Source organism: Prosthecobacter sp. (genome assembly GCF_044232965.1).
Lineage (GTDB): Bacteria > Verrucomicrobiota > Verrucomicrobiia > Verrucomicrobiales > Verrucomicrobiaceae > Prosthecobacter.
Genome location: NZ_JBIIKX010000030.1, coordinates 19,412 through 33,434, shown reverse-complemented (window position 1 = coordinate 33,434; position 14,023 = coordinate 19,412). Strand labels below are relative to the sequence as shown.

16 protein-coding genes are annotated in these 14,023 nt (G+C 60.2%); 7 read left to right on the top strand and 9 right to left on the bottom strand.

Features of this window, described 5'->3' with window-relative positions:
- The first annotated feature begins 1 nt into the window (after position 1).
- From ACILSI_RS14005 to ACILSI_RS13995, 3 genes are all read left to right on the top strand, one after another.
- On the top strand, positions 2-1,957 hold the full coding sequence (locus ACILSI_RS14005) for a maltotransferase domain-containing protein (RefSeq protein WP_395722510.1): 1,956 nt from the start codon (positions 2-4) through the stop codon (positions 1,955-1,957).
- A 186-nt stretch (positions 1,958-2,143) separates the two neighbouring features.
- A complete protein-coding gene (locus ACILSI_RS14000; protein WP_395722509.1) occupies positions 2,144-2,743 on the top strand; it encodes a phosphodiester glycosidase family protein in 600 nt (199 codons plus the stop codon).
- 30 nt (positions 2,744-2,773) lie between these two features.
- Entirely contained in the window at positions 2,774-4,036 is a 1,263-nt protein-coding gene (locus ACILSI_RS13995) for a hypothetical protein (RefSeq protein ID WP_395722508.1), read from the top strand.
- Positions 4,037-4,089: 53 nt separating this feature from the next.
- Here ACILSI_RS13995 and ACILSI_RS13990 read toward each other — a convergent pair whose 3' ends face one another.
- The 7 genes from ACILSI_RS13990 to ACILSI_RS13960 all read right to left on the bottom strand — a co-directional run bounded on the left by ACILSI_RS13990 (position 4,090) and on the right by ACILSI_RS13960 (position 9,839).
- Positions 4,090-4,689 carry a hypothetical protein gene (locus ACILSI_RS13990; protein WP_395722507.1) on the bottom strand — a complete coding sequence of 200 codons (600 nt, stop codon included), beginning with the start codon at positions 4,687-4,689 and terminating at the stop codon, positions 4,090-4,092.
- Positions 4,690-4,695: 6 nt separating this feature from the next.
- Positions 4,696-6,312, bottom strand: coding sequence for a murein biosynthesis integral membrane protein MurJ (murJ, locus tag ACILSI_RS13985; protein WP_395722506.1), 1,617 nt, complete (start codon positions 6,310-6,312; stop codon positions 4,696-4,698).
- A 44-nt stretch (positions 6,313-6,356) separates the two neighbouring features.
- Positions 6,357-7,400, bottom strand: a complete 1,044-nt coding sequence (locus tag ACILSI_RS13980) for an L-threonylcarbamoyladenylate synthase (RefSeq protein ID WP_395722505.1) — start codon at positions 7,398-7,400, stop codon at positions 6,357-6,359.
- Entirely contained in the window at positions 7,397-8,185 is a 789-nt protein-coding gene (gene folE2 / locus ACILSI_RS13975) for a GTP cyclohydrolase FolE2 (protein WP_395722504.1), read from the bottom strand. Before folE2 ends, ACILSI_RS13980 begins: the two co-directional genes overlap by 4 nt.
- 83 nt (positions 8,186-8,268) lie before the next feature.
- Complete coding sequence (gene rpsR, locus ACILSI_RS13970) at positions 8,269-8,508, bottom strand: 30S ribosomal protein S18 (RefSeq protein ID WP_395722503.1); 240 nt, start codon at positions 8,506-8,508, stop codon at positions 8,269-8,271.
- 18 nt (positions 8,509-8,526) lie between these two features.
- Positions 8,527-8,700: a 50S ribosomal protein L33 gene (gene rpmG / locus ACILSI_RS13965; protein ID WP_294397372.1), complete on the bottom strand. Its 174-nt coding sequence runs from the start codon at positions 8,698-8,700 to the stop codon at positions 8,527-8,529.
- Between the two features lie 23 nt (positions 8,701-8,723).
- On the bottom strand, positions 8,724-9,839 hold the full coding sequence (locus ACILSI_RS13960; protein ID WP_395722502.1) for a TraR/DksA family transcriptional regulator: 1,116 nt from the start codon (positions 9,837-9,839) through the stop codon (positions 8,724-8,726).
- A gap of 169 nt (positions 9,840-10,008) precedes the next feature.
- Between ACILSI_RS13960 and ACILSI_RS13955 the strand changes: the two genes are divergently transcribed.
- Positions 10,009-10,386 carry a DUF4282 domain-containing protein gene (locus ACILSI_RS13955; protein WP_395722501.1) on the top strand — a complete coding sequence of 126 codons (378 nt, stop codon included), beginning with the start codon at positions 10,009-10,011 and terminating at the stop codon, positions 10,384-10,386.
- Positions 10,387-10,465: 79 nt separating this feature from the next.
- Positions 10,466-11,650, top strand: coding sequence for an NADH-quinone oxidoreductase subunit H (locus ACILSI_RS13950; RefSeq protein ID WP_395722500.1), 1,185 nt, complete (start codon positions 10,466-10,468; stop codon positions 11,648-11,650).
- Here ACILSI_RS13950 and ACILSI_RS13945 read toward each other — a convergent pair.
- Positions 11,613-12,107: a VanZ family protein gene (locus ACILSI_RS13945; RefSeq protein ID WP_395722499.1), complete on the bottom strand. Its 495-nt coding sequence runs from the start codon at positions 12,105-12,107 to the stop codon at positions 11,613-11,615. The genes ACILSI_RS13950 and ACILSI_RS13945 overlap by 38 nt on opposite strands.
- Positions 12,108-12,147: 40 nt before the next feature.
- Here ACILSI_RS13945 and ACILSI_RS13940 point away from each other — a divergent pair, with 40 nt between their 5' ends.
- Positions 12,148-12,864 carry a DUF1080 domain-containing protein gene (locus ACILSI_RS13940; protein WP_395722498.1) on the top strand — a complete coding sequence of 239 codons (717 nt, stop codon included), beginning with the start codon at positions 12,148-12,150 and terminating at the stop codon, positions 12,862-12,864.
- A gap of 21 nt (positions 12,865-12,885) precedes the next feature.
- Positions 12,886-13,602, top strand: coding sequence for a hypothetical protein (locus ACILSI_RS13935; protein ID WP_395722497.1), 717 nt, complete (start codon positions 12,886-12,888; stop codon positions 13,600-13,602).
- On the opposite strand, the gene ACILSI_RS13930 is transcribed toward ACILSI_RS13935, so the two are convergent.
- Positions 13,603-14,019, bottom strand: a complete 417-nt coding sequence (locus tag ACILSI_RS13930; RefSeq protein WP_395722496.1) for an OsmC family protein — start codon at positions 14,017-14,019, stop codon at positions 13,603-13,605.
- Positions 14,020-14,023: the final 4 nt, after the last annotated feature.

Genomic DNA, 14,023 nt, shown 5'->3' with positions numbered 1-14,023 from the left:
CATGTCCGCATCTCACGCCCCCACCGTCGTCATCGAAAACTTTTATCCCTGCCTCGAGGGGGGGCGCCATCCCGTCAAACGGGTGATTGGCGAGCCGCTGGATATCTGGTGCGATATTTTCAAGGATGGCCATGACGTGATGAGCGCGGTGCTGCGCTGGCGGCTGGCGGGCACGCGGCGCTGGTTTGAAGCGCTGATGAAGCCGCTGTCAAACGACCGCTGGCAAGGTCAATGCTGCTTTGAAAAGGCCGGGCGTTGGGAATACGTCGTCGAAGCCTGGGGCGACACGTTCCGTTCGTGGAAGAAGACCTTTGCCGTGCGCGTGCAGGCAAAGGATCCTGACGCGCCCATCGAGGCTCAGGAAGGCGCCAAACTGCTGCGCGATGCCGCCAAACGCGCGCGTGCCGCCGGCGTGCCTGCGGCGGCGACACAGCTCGAAGACTGCGCCGATCTGCTCACCACCGTGGCTCCTTCTGACATCATGGACGTGCTGCAATCCGACGAGATGCAGAGCCTGATGGACCAGTATCCTGACCGCGCGCAGTCCACCACCTCCGACACCCTGCGCGTGATCGTGGAGCGTGAACGCGCCCGGTTTTCGGCGTGGTATGAATTCTTCCCGCGTGGCGCGGAAGGCCGCGCTGACAAGCATTCGACCTTCCGCGACTGCCTAAGCCGCCTCGATCATGCGGCGCACATGGGTTTCGATGTCATTTACTTCCCACCGATCCATCCGATTGGCATCACGGCCCGCAAAGGGAAGAACAACACACTCACGGCCAAGGCTGACGATGTGGGCAGCCCATGGGCCATCGGTGGTCCTGCGGGTGGACATCGCGCCATCGAACCGGCGCTCGGCACGGAGAAGGATTTCGTGTGGTTGATCAAGGAGACGAAAAAACGCGGTCTCGAGATCGCGCTCGACTTCGCCATCAACTGCTCGCCAGACCATCCCTACGTCAAAGATCACCCCGAGTGGTTCTACAAGCGCCCCGACGGCAGCATCCGCTACGCGGAGAATCCGCCGAAGAAGTACCAGGACATCTACCCGATCAATTTCCACTGCGATGACTGGCGCGCGTTGTGGAAGGAGCTGATCGATGTGGTGCAGCACTGGGTCGATCTCGGCGTGAAGATCTTCCGCGTTGATAATCCGCACACGAAACCCGTCGCGTTCTGGGAGGAATTGATCGCCACCATCCAGCGCAAAGATCCCGACGTTCTGTTCCTCGCGGAAGCCTTTACCAAGCCCAAGATGATGCAGGTGCTCGGCAAAATCGGTTTCACGCAGAGCTACACTTACTTCACCTGGCGCGAAGATCGCCACGCGCTCACCGAATACGCCACCGAACTCACGCGCAGTGAAATGCGCTGGTATTACCGTGCGAATTTCTGGCCCAACACGCCCGACATCCTGCCTGAACACCTGCAAAATGCGGGACCGCAGATGTTCCGCATCCGTGCGGCGCTCGCGGCCACGATGTCATCGACTTGGGGCATGTATTCAGGCTACGAGCTGTGTGAAAACGACCCGTATCCTGGCAAGGAAGAGTACAACCATAGCGAGAAGTACGAGCTCAAACAGCGCGACTACAACAAGCCGGGCAACATCACGGCCTTCATCCGCATGCTGAACCTGATCCGTCGCGACAACCCGGCGCTGCATCTCTACGACAACCTCAGCTTCCACGGCTCCGACCACGACCAAGTTCTCTGCTACAGCAAAGTCACGCCCGACTTCAGCAACCGCATCCTCTGCGTGATCAGTCACGACCCGCATCATCCCGCCGGTGGCATGGTGCATCTGGATCTGGCAGCGCTCGGCCTGGATGGCAGCCGTCCTTTCAAAGTCACCGATCTCCTGCACAACCAGAGCTACGAATGGAAAGGCGCGGACAACTACGTCGGCCTCAATCCGCACGGCACCTCAATGCATCTCTTCAAAGTGGAGCAGTGATGCGCCATGAAACCGCTTCTTTTGCTCCTCTCGCTGATCGTTTCGGCGCATGCGCAAACGTGGCGGCTAGAATCATCCTCCAAGGCCGCTCCAGTCGGTCATGGAGCGATTTATGTCGTCAAACAGGTCATCGGGCCCGCCAAGGCTGAGATCAGGCTCGTTGTTTTCGACGAGACTCAATGCCAGATGCGTGTGGTCGCCAATGCGGAGAGCAAATCAGCCCGAACACTTGATGCCATCGGTCTCGCGGAAAATGCGCTGACCGTTTGCAATGGAGGTTATTTCCACGCCGGGGGCGACTTTGGCCCAGCCGGTCTGGAAATCGCCAAGGGAGTTCGAAGTGACAAATTTACAGATGGTAAATGGATCGGCGGGTTGATGGTGAAACAGGGGAAGGCTTCGCTGGTGTGGAGCGAAGAATTTCGTGATTCGCCGGACATCACTGAGTTTGTCCAATGCAGCCCATGGCTGGTCAGCGATGGACGTGTCTGGCCTGTGTCATCACCAAAGGAGCCGGAACAACGCAACCACCGCACATTCATTCTGACGGACAATGAAGGACGTTGGGCCATTGGCATCTGCAAGCGCGTGGGCTTGCTCGAACTCGCGCACATCCTCGTAACGCCAGGAATCATCAGTGAGATGAAGGTCAAACGCGCGCTTAATCTTGACGGTGGCCCTTCAACTGGCCTGTGGTGTCGAAACGAAGCGGGTGCCGTGCAGTTTGAGAAGCCGGGCTGGGCAGTACGCAACGCCATTGTGGTGGTGCCGCGAGATTCCAAGTGAGATGCGGACGATTGGGTGCGTTCGGAAGGGATGCGCCCAACCGTTCTCTGCCTGCTCGCCTTCGGACTGATTCAAAACGCCCCCGCCCAGGAGCTGAAGTGGTTCAAGGGCAACACGCACACGCATTCACTGTGGAGCGATGGGAATGATTTCCCGGAGATGATCACGGATTGGTACAAGCAGAAGGGCTACGACTTCCTGGCGATCTCCGATCACAACGTGCTTCAGGCGAAAGAGGTCTGGATGGGCGTTCCGGCGGTCGAAAAGCGGCGCAAGGCGCTGGGAAAAACGACGATGGACAAGTATCGCGCCCGGTTTGGAGACGAATGGGTGACGACACGCGAAAAGGACGGCGTGACTGAGGTGCGGCTGAAGAAACTGGAGGAATACCGGCCCAAATTTGAGGAACCGGAGAAGTTTTTGATTGTGCAGGCGGAGGAGATCAGCGCGGGGCTGGGCAAAGCACCGGTCCACATGAACGCGGTGAACCTGCGGGAGGAGATCAAGCCGATCAAAGACCTGGGCAGCATTCAGGAGGTGCTGCGGGCCAATTTCAAGATGGTGAACGAGCAGTCTGCACGGCTGGGCGTGCCGATGTTCACGCACATCAACCATCCGAACTTCCGCTGGGCCTTCACGGCGGAGGACATGGCGGCGGTGCTGGAGGAAAACTTCTGGGAGATCTACAACGGCCATCCCGGCATCAACTGGCTTGGAGATGAGACACGCGTGGGGCACGAAAATCTGTGGGACATCGCGAACACGCTGCGCATCGCTCAGTTCAAGGCTGCGCCGCTGTATGGCGTGGGCACGGACGACTCGCATCATTATCACGGTGAGGAAAGCAGCCCAGGACGCGGTTGGGTGATGGTGCGGGCGGCGAAGCTGGATGCCGATGAGATCGTGAAGGCGATGAAGGCGGGCGATTTTTATGCGTCTTCCGGCGTCACGCTGGATGAGGTTAGCTTCACCGACGGCATGCTGCGCCTTCGGATTCACGCGGAACCGGGCGTGAAATACACCACCGAGATTCGCGGCACCTTGCAGGGCTACGACACGGCCACGAGAGAGGTTCAAACGCCAGCGGGCGACACGTATCCGACGCGAAAACTCTACTCAGATGACGTGGGCAAGTCGTTGGCGACGCTTGAAGGCGCGGAGATCACCTGGAAGCCGACGGGCAAGGAGTTGTACTTCCGTGCGTCGATTGTGTCATCGAAGCCACACCCAAATCCATCTTTCGAGGGGCAGACGGAAACCGCGTGGACGCAGCCTATGGGCTGGAAAAAGTAGTGTGAGCTTCAGCTCGTTCCGAAGCCTCCAACGAGCTAAAGCTCGGGACTACTCTACCGTATCCGCATGCCCTGCATCCGGGCCTGCATGCCTTCGAGCATGGGGGCCATTTCGAGTTTCATGGAGAGCGGAGCCTCCTTGAAGAAGGTGCCCATGTCCTGGGTGAAGGTCTTTTCAAAGCTGGCGGCGTCTTGATCGAGGAGAAGCTGCATTTCAGGGTTGTCGGCGGCCTTTTTCTTCATTTCGCGATGAATGCCGCCGATGATGCGACGGCGGTCTTCCGCAGGCAGCTTTTCAAGGCCTTTCATCACGGCCTTGAGGTTCTCTTCGACGGTGCGGCTGATGTACACGCCCTTTTCCTCGTCTGTGAGTGATTTGAAGAAGCGGTCTATGATCTCCAGGCCATCCTCGCGCAGAGTGCTGCGCTGGTTGAAGTCGAGCCGGATGACGGAGGTGATGACTTTGTCGAGATGCTGCAGGCGCTGCTTTGAATCAAGGTCTGCATCGGCGAACCAGGGCGCCTGCCCCATCAGCGCGAGCGTCTTCTCTGGCGAGAACACAGAATCCTCGGTGACCCACATGACCGCAGCCACCGCACCCCAGACGAGGGCGAGGAAGGCGGCGACTTGAAGCCAGAGACGTTGGACCGGCATGCGGTGCTACCTTTTGCCAAATCGGCGGCCAAGCAACGACAGGAATTCGCCGGATTCCTCGACCTTGAGCTTCTTAGTGACCGCGAAGTAAGCGATGGCGGCGATGCCGATGCTCAATGCAAGTGTGGCGCTACGCAGCATGAAATTCAGGTGTGCCCAGTCGGCCATGATCGTGAATTTGGCCGCCAGACAGATGCCGGACATCGCGGCGATGCCGATGATGAGCTTGATGAGCGCTTGCATGAGCGAACGCGTTTCAAGGCCGGAGGCGAACTTGCGCATGCAGAGGTAGAGCGTGAAGAAATTGAGCGCCAAACCGACTGCGGTGGCCCAGGCGAGCGCGGTGTGATCCCAATGGAAGACGAAGACGGTGATGGAGTTTACCGTTGCGGTGAACGCGATGATGCCCAGGCTGACGATCATTGGGATGAAACGGCGGTCGATGGTGTAGAACGCCGGTTGGAGCACCTTGATGGCGGCGTAGAAGATGAGGCCGAACGCGTAGGCTTGCAGAGGTGCGGCGGTGTTGGCGACGTCGTGCGCGGTGAATTTGCCATGCTCGAAAATGACGGAGATGATCTCCTGCGAGAGCAGCGAGAGGCCGACGGCGCAGGGTAGCGTGAGGAAGAGCACGAGGCGCAAGCCTTTGGCCAGAGCGCCGCGAAACGCGGGCGTCATGCCTTCGGTGGCGAGGCGGGAGAGCATCGGCAGCGTGACCGTGGCGACGGCAACGCCGAAGAGGCCGAGTGGAAGCTGCTGGAGGCGCTGGGCGTTCGCCAGCCAGGCCAGGGACGATTCTTTGCCAGCGGTGTAGGACGCGAAGATGGAATTGAGCAGCACGGCGACCTGGGTGCCGCTGGCGGCGAGCATGGAGGGCCACATGAGGTGCAGCACTTCCTTCACGGCAGGGTCTTTGCAGCCGAAGTCGAAGCGGAAGCGGAAGCCGACGCGGCGCAGTGAAGGGAGCTGAACAGCAAGCTGCAGCACACCGCCGATCAAGGTGCCGATGGCGAAGCCGGTGAGTCCTTTTTCGCTGACATTGCCGTGACGGAAGCCAGGGTCGATGATCCAGGCGAGCAGCACGCCGCCGACGATGCAGCCGAGATTGAAGAAGGCGGAGGCGACAGCGGGAATGAAGAAGACTTTCTTCGAGTTCAGCATGCCCATGACCAGCGCCGTGACAGACACGAGCGCGATGAAGGGGTACATGATCTGAGCGAGCCAGGTGCCGAGCACTTTGGCTTCCTCACTGAGACCGGGCGTGAGAATGCGGAACAGAATCGGAGCCAGGGCCACACCGGCGATGGCCACGAGGGCCATGAACCACATCGCAAGTGAGATCATCTTCCGCCCGAGCGCCCAAGCGGCCTCGTCGCCCTCGGTCTTCATCTTTTTCGAGAACGTGGTGACGAATGCGGTGGAGAGTGCGCCTTCGGCGAACAGGTCACGTAGCATATTCGGCGTTCTGAAGGCGGCGGTGAAGATGCCGGTGAAGGCCGAGCCGAAGAAGCCGTTCAGCATCTGATCACGCACGAGTCCGAGGACGCGGCTGCAAAGGATGGCGATGGAGACGATCCCGGTGGACCGGGCCTGCGAATTCGTGTTTTTCGTGTCCTCACTCATGCGGCTGGGGCAGTGCTTGAAAAGGAGTCATGGCTGTATCTGATTTAGGAAGCGTAGCGGACGCTGGCGCGCCGCAGTTTGTCCATCATGGCGATTCCCATGCCGTGTTCATGCAACGGTTCTGCAATGATTTCATCCACGCCGAGCTTGTCGAGCGCACGCAGGACATAAAAGAAACGCACAGCAGCCTCGGGGAGCTTGCCGTTGCCGGGGCTGAGCATCATGACTTCTTCCCACTCGGTGAGATTGAGGTAGCCGTCTTTTTCCTCGCCACGGTAACTCATGAGGGCGTAGCGCTTGCCTTCCTCAGGAATGAAATCGGACGGGCGTTCCAGCAGGCGCAGCGGGGTCTTGGGGGCGTAGTGCGAGGCGAGCTGGCCGGGGGCATCTGACGGGCCGTCAATGACGCTGCGGATGGCGACTTTCACCTTGCCGTAGAGTTTCAAGTCGTCCGGCGTGATGGGACCGGGGCGCACGATGGTGATGAGCGGCTTCGGCGAGCCGGGCTCGATCTTGATGATGGTCGATTCGAGGCCGTAGAGGCTGGCGCCGGCATCGACGATGAGATGAATGCGGCCGTCGAGCTCGGATAGCACGGCGCTGGCGCTGGTGGGGCTAATGGAGCCGAAGCGGTTCGCGCTGGGCGCGGCGAGTGGTTTGTCCAGCGCACCGATGATGCGCTTGAAGATGCCGTTGGAGCTGACGCGCACAGCCACGGTTGGCAGGCCGGCGGTGACGATGTCGGGCACAATCGGCTTTTTCGGCAGCAGGAGCGTGAGCGGGCCGGGCCAGAAGCGCTCGACGAGCTTCTTCACCGTCAGGGCGATGCCTTCGGGCACCTCGGCGACGAGATCGAGCTGATCCTTGTTCGGCAGATGGACGATGAGCGGATCGAAAGTGGGTCGCTCCTTGGCCTCGAAGATTTTCGTGACTGCGGCCGGATCGAGCGCGTTGGCGGCGAGGCCATAGACGGTTTCCGTCGGCAGGGCGACGACTTCGCCCTCGCGGAGGAGACGCACGGCCTCCTCGACGGCCTGATGCATCAGATTAGGCTCATCGGTGCGGAGAACGGCGGTGACGTAGGTCATGAAGGAGTGGTGTGGCTCTCAATCACCGCCCAGGCGTTGTGATTGTGGATGGATTCGTAGTTTTCGGCTTCGACGCGGAACCAGGTGATGCGCGAATGCGCCTTGGCCTTCACGGCGACGTTGCGCACGAGGTCTTCGACGAAGACCGGATTGTCGTAGGCAGCTTCAGTGACGAATTTTTCGTCGGGACGCTTCAAAATGCTGTACAGCTCGCTGCTGGCGCTGGATTCGACGAGTTCGAGGAGATCCTCGATCCAGACCGGTTCGGTGAAGCGGACGGAAAGAGTGACGGTGCCGCGCTGGTTGTGGGCACCGCGGGCACTGATGGCCTTGGAGCAGGGACAAAGCGTGGCGACGGGCACCTCGACGGTGAGCACGAAGTCAGTCTTGCCAGCGTCCGCGTTCACCTCAAAGACGACACCGTAGTCGAGCAGGCCTTCAGCGCCTGAAACGGGCGCTTTTTTGGCGCGGAAGTAAGGAAAGCGCATCTCGACGTGTGCTTTGTCGGCATGGAGTTTTTTCATCAGCTCCCGTGGCATGGCGACGATGTTGGAAACGGTCAGTTCGGTGCCATGAGAGTGCAGGATCTCAACAAAACGGCTCATGTGAGTTCCCTTGAACTGGTGCGGCAGATCAACCGCGAGGGAAACGGTGGCAACGGTGTGCTGCTCGGCGGCATCACGGTCGCGGATGCGCATGGGGAATCGAAGGCTGCGGACGCCGACCCGGTCGATGGGCAGACGGCGGTCGTCGAGCTCGCTTTGCGTGTCTTGGAGGGCGGACATGGCTGGAAATGAAACTTCCCACTGCCGCGTGCTGCAACAGTGGGAAGCGGATCAAAAGAAACCCTTCACGGGCGGCCTGCGGATCAAGGCAGAAGATTCACAGCGCGGGAGCGCTTGATCTCACGGATGACCTTGCGGTGCAGCCAGGCAGGAAGACCGGTGATGCGGCGAGGGATGAGCTTGCCGGATTCGGTGGTGAAACGGGAAAGGATCTCAGGATTGGTGTAAACGAGCTTTTCCACGGGAATGTCCACCCGACGGCGCGGCATCTTGCGATTGGCGCGGCGGAAGTTGGACATGCGTTCTTTGGTCTTCGGTTGCATGGCGGTCGGGGGTAAAAATTAGCGGGTTTCGCGGTGAAGGGTGCGCTTTTTCATGAAGTGGTTGAACTTCACCTTCTCAAGACGGCCCGGCGTGCGGACGCTTTTCTTGTTACGTGTGGTCACATAACGGGAGGGCGGCATTCCTGCGGCCTTCGCTTCAGTGCATTCAAGGGTGATGATTTCTCGCGGCATAAATTTGGGGCGCGGAGGCTAGGTCACTCCTTTGAGAAGTCAAGTGATTCGCCGGAGTTGTTATTATTGGCGGCAGGGGTGGCGTCGTCCTCGTCCTTGTCGTCGTCTGCGGCGTCGTCCGCGTTGTCGAGGCCGAAGAGGGAGTGGACGGGGCGGCTCCAGCGGCCGCTCATCTGGCTGCGCTCGATTTTTTCCTGATAAGCCACGGAGTAACGGGCGAAGGGCATGGCTTCGAGACGCTCCTCGGGGATTTGAACTCCCGTGCCTTCGCAGAGGCCGTAGGTGCCGGTTTCGATGCGCTTGAGCGCCTCGTTGATCTCGTAAAGAGCGTCCTGCTCCTTGCCGAGGAGGCTGAGGGCGAAGTCGCGGTCATAGGCGTCGCTGCCGGCATCGGCCTGATGCATGCCAAAGGCGGAGGAGTCGCCGCCTTCATTGCGGATGGTCTCGCTGGCGACACCTTCGATGGAGTTTAAGTAGGCGTCACGCAACTCGAAGAGGCGCTGCTTCTGCTTCTTGAGGAAGGGGGTCATTTTCACCGGACCTTTGGCGATCTCGATGGTGATGCCTTCTTCTTCGCCGTTGGCACGGCGGCGAGGTGTGCCCGTGGTGGAAATAGAGGTGCGTCCTTTCGCAGCGAGTGGCGGCGGGGTGGACTTGGAAGACTTTGGCGGAGCAGCGGCAGGCTTGGTGACCACAGCTTTCACAGGAGCCGGAGCCGGGGCTGGGGCAGGCGCTGGTGTGGCCGGCTTGGCCGCAGGCTTCACGGCTTTCGCAGGTGCGCTGGCTTTCGCAGGTGCGCTGGCTTTCGCAGGTGCGCTGGCTTTCGCAGGTGCGCTGGCTTTCTTGGCCGGAGCGGCAGCCTTTTTGGCTGGAGCGGGAGCTTTTTTGGCCGGGGCGGTCTTGACGGCAGGCTTTTTAGCGACTGCGGCAGGTTTCTTGGCGGGAGCTTTTTTGGGAGCGGCTTTCTTCACAGGTTTGGGGGAGGGTTTCTTGGGCGCGGGCTTTTTTGGCGCGGCTTTCTTCGGAAGGGGCTTGCTCTTCGACTTCACCACAGGCTTCGCCGCCTTTTTGGCAGGTGCTTTCTTGGCGGGTTTGGCGGCAGGCTTCTTAGCTGCGGGCTTTTTTGATTTCGCAGGCATGACTTTGACGTGTTTGGGTTGTCGATGAGCTTCTCGAATAATCGCACCTGGCCACAGGGCGGAAAAAGAGGCGCGGATTCTGGCTGTGGTTGTCTAACCGCGCAACCACTATTCCAAGGCCTGTTTTGGCCGGTTGCCACAGGCGGCCGCACCGCGTACTCTGGGCCTCATGAACACCGATCAATCCCCTGGTTCCGTGCTTTCAAGCCTGTGGCAGCAGATCCGTGCCGTGCTTGATCTGGTGCTGGACCTCTCCTTCAAGCGTTTCGTCACTCCGCGTCTGGTGCGCATGCTGTATGTGCTGAGCCTGCTGGCGGCGGTGTTTTACGCCATTTCGTGGATGTTCAGCGGATTCAAGACCGGCACGTTGTCCGGCATGTTCACGCTGATCACCGCCCCCGTGGCTTTTCTGCTCTACCTGATCTTTGCCCGCGTGACGGTGGAGCTGATCCTCGCGATCTTCCGTATCGCGGACAAGATCGCGCCGCTTTCGGAGGAGGCGGCGGAGAAGTCCGTGGGGAATCCGCCTTCCCATCAGGTGCCGTGACCGGGCGGAGCGGACTTTGTGAAATTTTTCACAAAATCGGGTTGCCGCTCCTGCTGAGGGCCGGATAATCGCCGCGCCGATGTCCACGCCCCTCCTTGCCACCTTCGATCTCATTGCGCTCGCCGCCTCGGTGGGGAAGATCGTTTTTCTCACCTTCCTCGTCATCCTGCCTCTGGTCTCGATCTCGGTTTACTTCGAGCGACGCATCTCGGCGGTGATCCAGGACCGCGTGGGGCCGAACCGCGTGGGCGTGCCGCTCACGCTGCTCGGGTTCAAGAAGGACTGGCAGCCCTTTGGCATCGGTGGTCTGGCGCAGGCGGCGGCGGACGGCCTGAAATTCATTTTGAAGGAGGATTTTGTCCCGGCGCATGTGCGCACGTTCTACTACTGGCTGGCACCCTGCCTCACGATGGTGCCCGCGTTGCTGACCTGCTGCGTGATCCCCTTTGGCAGCGAGCTGGATCTGTCCTTCCTCGGTCTGGCGGAGCCGATCAAGCTGGTGATCGCCGACCTGAGCGTCGGGCCGTTGTTCACCTTCGCCATCGCCTCGCTCGGTGTTTACGGCATCGTGCTGGCAGGCTGGGCCTCCAATTCCAAATACCCCTTCCTCGGTGGCGTGCGCGCCAGCGCGCAGATGATCTCGTATGAGATCTCGCTGGGCCTCTCGATCATTCCGGTGCTCATGATTTTTGGAGAGTTGAACCTCACCAAGATGTCCGCCTTCCAGGATGCCAACGGCTGGCTGCTGCTGCCGCTGTGGGGCGAGGGATTAAGCCTCGCGCGCTGGGTGCTGCTGGTTCCGATCTTCATCTCGTTCTGCATCTTCACCGTCTCGATGTTCGCGGAGACAAACCGCCTCCCCTTCGACCTCGCCGAGTGCGAAACAGAGCTGGTGGCCGGTTATCACACCGAGTACAGCTCGATGAAATTCGCACTGTTCTTCCTCGGTGAATACGCCGCGATGATCATCGGCTCAGGACTCGCGGTGACGTTGTTCCTCGGTGGTTGGAGCATCCCGTTTGCGCCGTATCTGGGCCTCGATTATCACGCGGGAGCCACGCCTTGGTGGCTCGGCCTGCTGCACATCGGCTGCTTCTTTGCGAAGGTCTTGGTCTTCATCGTCTTCTTCATCGTCATCCGCTGGACGCTGCCGCGTTTCCGCTTTGACCAGCTCATGGCGTTGGGCTGGAAGGTGTTCTTCGAGCTCGCACTCGCGAACGTCTTCCTCACCGCCCTGCTGATGTGGTGGTTCCCGCTGAAGTGAGCCAGTTTTCGGCTCTCAGCGCGATGAACGCACCGATGAAGCCGCCGGTCATGTCGGCGAGCCAGTCCCACACATCGCCGCCGCTGCGGCCCGGCGTAAAAGTTTGATGCCATTCATCGAAACCGCCAACGACGGAGCAGAACAGCACGGTTAGAATGACGGCGGCGCTGGTTTTGCGGACAAAACCCGCCAGACGCAGGCCGAGCAGGAAACAGGCGCCGCCAGCAGCGAAATAGACGGCGTGCTGGAGCTTGTCGATGCCCTCGAAGCTTTCTGATGTGGGCAGGCTGCTCTGCTCCGAGAGCCAGTAGAGCACAACGGCCCAGAAAATGACGAGCGCGAACCACAGCCATGAGAATGAAAGAAAACGCGGCAGATGCATGGAGCGGCGTGTATCGCCGTTTAACCAAACCGCAAGCGTCAATGCCGTGGCCGCCAAAGCGATGGACATTTCCATGCACTCGCGTTACACCTCGCCCCACCAACCCAATCCATCCATGAAACTGTCCCTCACATTTGCAGCCTTGTTTGCCGTCGTCGCGTTTGCGAACGCGGCCGAAAAAGAAATCTTCAACGGCAAGGATCTCACCGGCTGGGAGGGCAACAAAGACCTGTGGAGCGTGAAAGACGGCGCCATCACCGGCATCACTCCGCCTGACCCGGCCGATCCGAAGAAAGGCATCATCAAGCACAACACCTTCCTCGTGTGGAAAGGCGGCACGGTGGGCGATTTCGAGCTGACGTTCCAATACCGCATCGAAAAGGGAAACTCGGGTGTGCAGTACCGCAGCAAGGAGCTCACTCCTGGCGAGTTCGGGCCCATCATCAGCGGCTATCAGGCCGATTTCGAGGCCGGGGACAAGTATAGCGGCATTCTCTATGAGGAGCGCGGCCGTGGCATCCTGGCCCTGCGTGGCGAGAAAAACACCATCAAGACCGGCGCGGACGGCAAGAAGCCCGAGATCGCCAAAAACGGCCTTGTTGGCGACAACGCCGCCATTCAGGCTGCAATCAAGAAAGAGGACTGGAACGAGTACCGCATCGTCGCAAAGGGCAATCATGTGCAGCACTTCATCAACGGGCTGCAGACCATCGACGTGACCGATGAGGACACCGCGAACGCGCCGAAAGAGGGCCTGCTGGCCCTGCAAATCCATCAGGGGCCGCCGATGGTGGTGCAGTTCAAGAACTTCAAGCTCGTCGAGTCGAAGTAGCCGTGCTTTGTTGCCGCTGTCATGAACCGACACTTTTTCTCTGCGATCTGTCTCCTTACCTTTGGTCTGGCCTCCCATGCCGCGGCTGACACCGAGTACCTCGTCGTCAGCGGCGGGCCTGCTGTGCGAAAGTTTGAAGACCTGCGGGCACCAGGACAGCAGCATGACCGCTGGTGGGGAAACTTCATCCGCACCGCACGCGTGCGCATGCAGGAGATTCAAAAGACCGCGCCGGCGGGGACGCGCATCACCTGGCTGGTTTACCGGGACGGTTATGTGCGTCGTGGCGCGGAGGAGCACCAGCCGCTGACGCAAAACGTCGAGTCGGTGCCGAAGGCCTACCCCTTCATCAACTTGGTCTGGTTCCGCAGTGCGGACGAGCTCATCCAGTACATCAACAGCGGGCCGGGTCGCCGCAGCATGAAGATCTCCGGCTTTGAGTATTTCGGCCACTCGAACAAGTACAGTTTCATGTTCGACTACAGCTCCGACACCTACGCCACCTCAACCGCCTGGCTGCATGAGAAGGAGCTCGGAAAGATCCATGGCGGTGCCTTTGCCAGAAAAGCCTACTGCCAGAGCTGGGGCTGCCACACGGCGGAAAGCTTTAGCAAGGCTTGGAAGCGCAAAACCGGCTCATGGATGGTCGGCGCGATCGGGAAAACCGATTACTCCTACATGCACGAGCGCAACTGGCAGGTGGGCCTGTCTGATGGCGCCCGCTGGGTGAGGCGCTGATCAATTTCCGCTCCACACAAACGTCACCGGCTTGTCGATGTCCGGGTGGACGCTGTGATGCACCGGGCAGCCGAGCGCGGTGGCCTCCAGCAGTTTGCGGTCGGGATGATCGGCGGGCAGCGGAATCTCGATGGTGATCGGCAGCCGCACAATGCGGCGCGGGCTGTCCTCGCTCATGTGCTTCTCCACGCTGACCTTCATACCGGGCAGATCATAGCCTTTCTGCTGCGACTTGATGCCGATCACCGTGGCCATGCAGGTGGCCAGCGCGGTGGCGACGAGGTCGGTGGGGCTGAAAGACTCGCCTTTGCCGTGGTTGTCCACTGGCGCGTCGGTGATGAACTGGTTTTGTGAAGGACCGTGCTTGGCCTGGCAGCGCAGGCGGCCCTCGTAATCGACGCTGATAGAGACAGCCATGGCG

Bases quoted from the DNA above. Each gene is read 5' to 3' on its own strand.
- ACILSI_RS14005 (WP_395722510.1), top strand. From the start codon at position 2: ATGTCCGCATCTCACGCCCCCACCGTCGTCATCGAAAACTTTTATCCC.
- ACILSI_RS14000 (WP_395722509.1), top strand. From the start codon at position 2,144: ATGCGTGTGGTCGCCAATGCGGAGAGCAAATCAGCCCGAACACTTGAT.
- ACILSI_RS13995 (WP_395722508.1), top strand. From the start codon at position 2,774: ATGCGCCCAACCGTTCTCTGCCTGCTCGCCTTCGGACTGATTCAAAAC.
- ACILSI_RS13990 (WP_395722507.1), bottom strand. From the start codon at position 4,689: ATGCCGGTCCAACGTCTCTGGCTTCAAGTCGCCGCCTTCCTCGCCCTC.
- murJ (WP_395722506.1), bottom strand. From the start codon at position 6,312: ATGAGTGAGGACACGAAAAACACGAATTCGCAGGCCCGGTCCACCGGG.
- ACILSI_RS13980 (WP_395722505.1), bottom strand. From the start codon at position 7,400: ATGACCTACGTCACCGCCGTTCTCCGCACCGATGAGCCTAATCTGATG.
- folE2 (WP_395722504.1), bottom strand. From the start codon at position 8,185: ATGTCCGCCCTCCAAGACACGCAAAGCGAGCTCGACGACCGCCGTCTG.
- rpsR (WP_395722503.1), bottom strand. From the start codon at position 8,508: ATGCAACCGAAGACCAAAGAACGCATGTCCAACTTCCGCCGCGCCAAT.
- rpmG (WP_294397372.1), bottom strand. From the start codon at position 8,700: ATGCCGCGAGAAATCATCACCCTTGAATGCACTGAAGCGAAGGCCGCA.
- ACILSI_RS13960 (WP_395722502.1), bottom strand. From the start codon at position 9,839: ATGCCTGCGAAATCAAAAAAGCCCGCAGCTAAGAAGCCTGCCGCCAAA.
- ACILSI_RS13955 (WP_395722501.1), top strand. From the start codon at position 10,009: ATGAACACCGATCAATCCCCTGGTTCCGTGCTTTCAAGCCTGTGGCAG.
- ACILSI_RS13950 (WP_395722500.1), top strand. From the start codon at position 10,466: ATGTCCACGCCCCTCCTTGCCACCTTCGATCTCATTGCGCTCGCCGCC.
- ACILSI_RS13945 (WP_395722499.1), bottom strand. From the start codon at position 12,107: ATGGAAATGTCCATCGCTTTGGCGGCCACGGCATTGACGCTTGCGGTT.
- ACILSI_RS13940 (WP_395722498.1), top strand. From the start codon at position 12,148: ATGAAACTGTCCCTCACATTTGCAGCCTTGTTTGCCGTCGTCGCGTTT.
- ACILSI_RS13935 (WP_395722497.1), top strand. From the start codon at position 12,886: ATGAACCGACACTTTTTCTCTGCGATCTGTCTCCTTACCTTTGGTCTG.
- ACILSI_RS13930 (WP_395722496.1), bottom strand. From the start codon at position 14,019: ATGGCTGTCTCTATCAGCGTCGATTACGAGGGCCGCCTGCGCTGCCAG.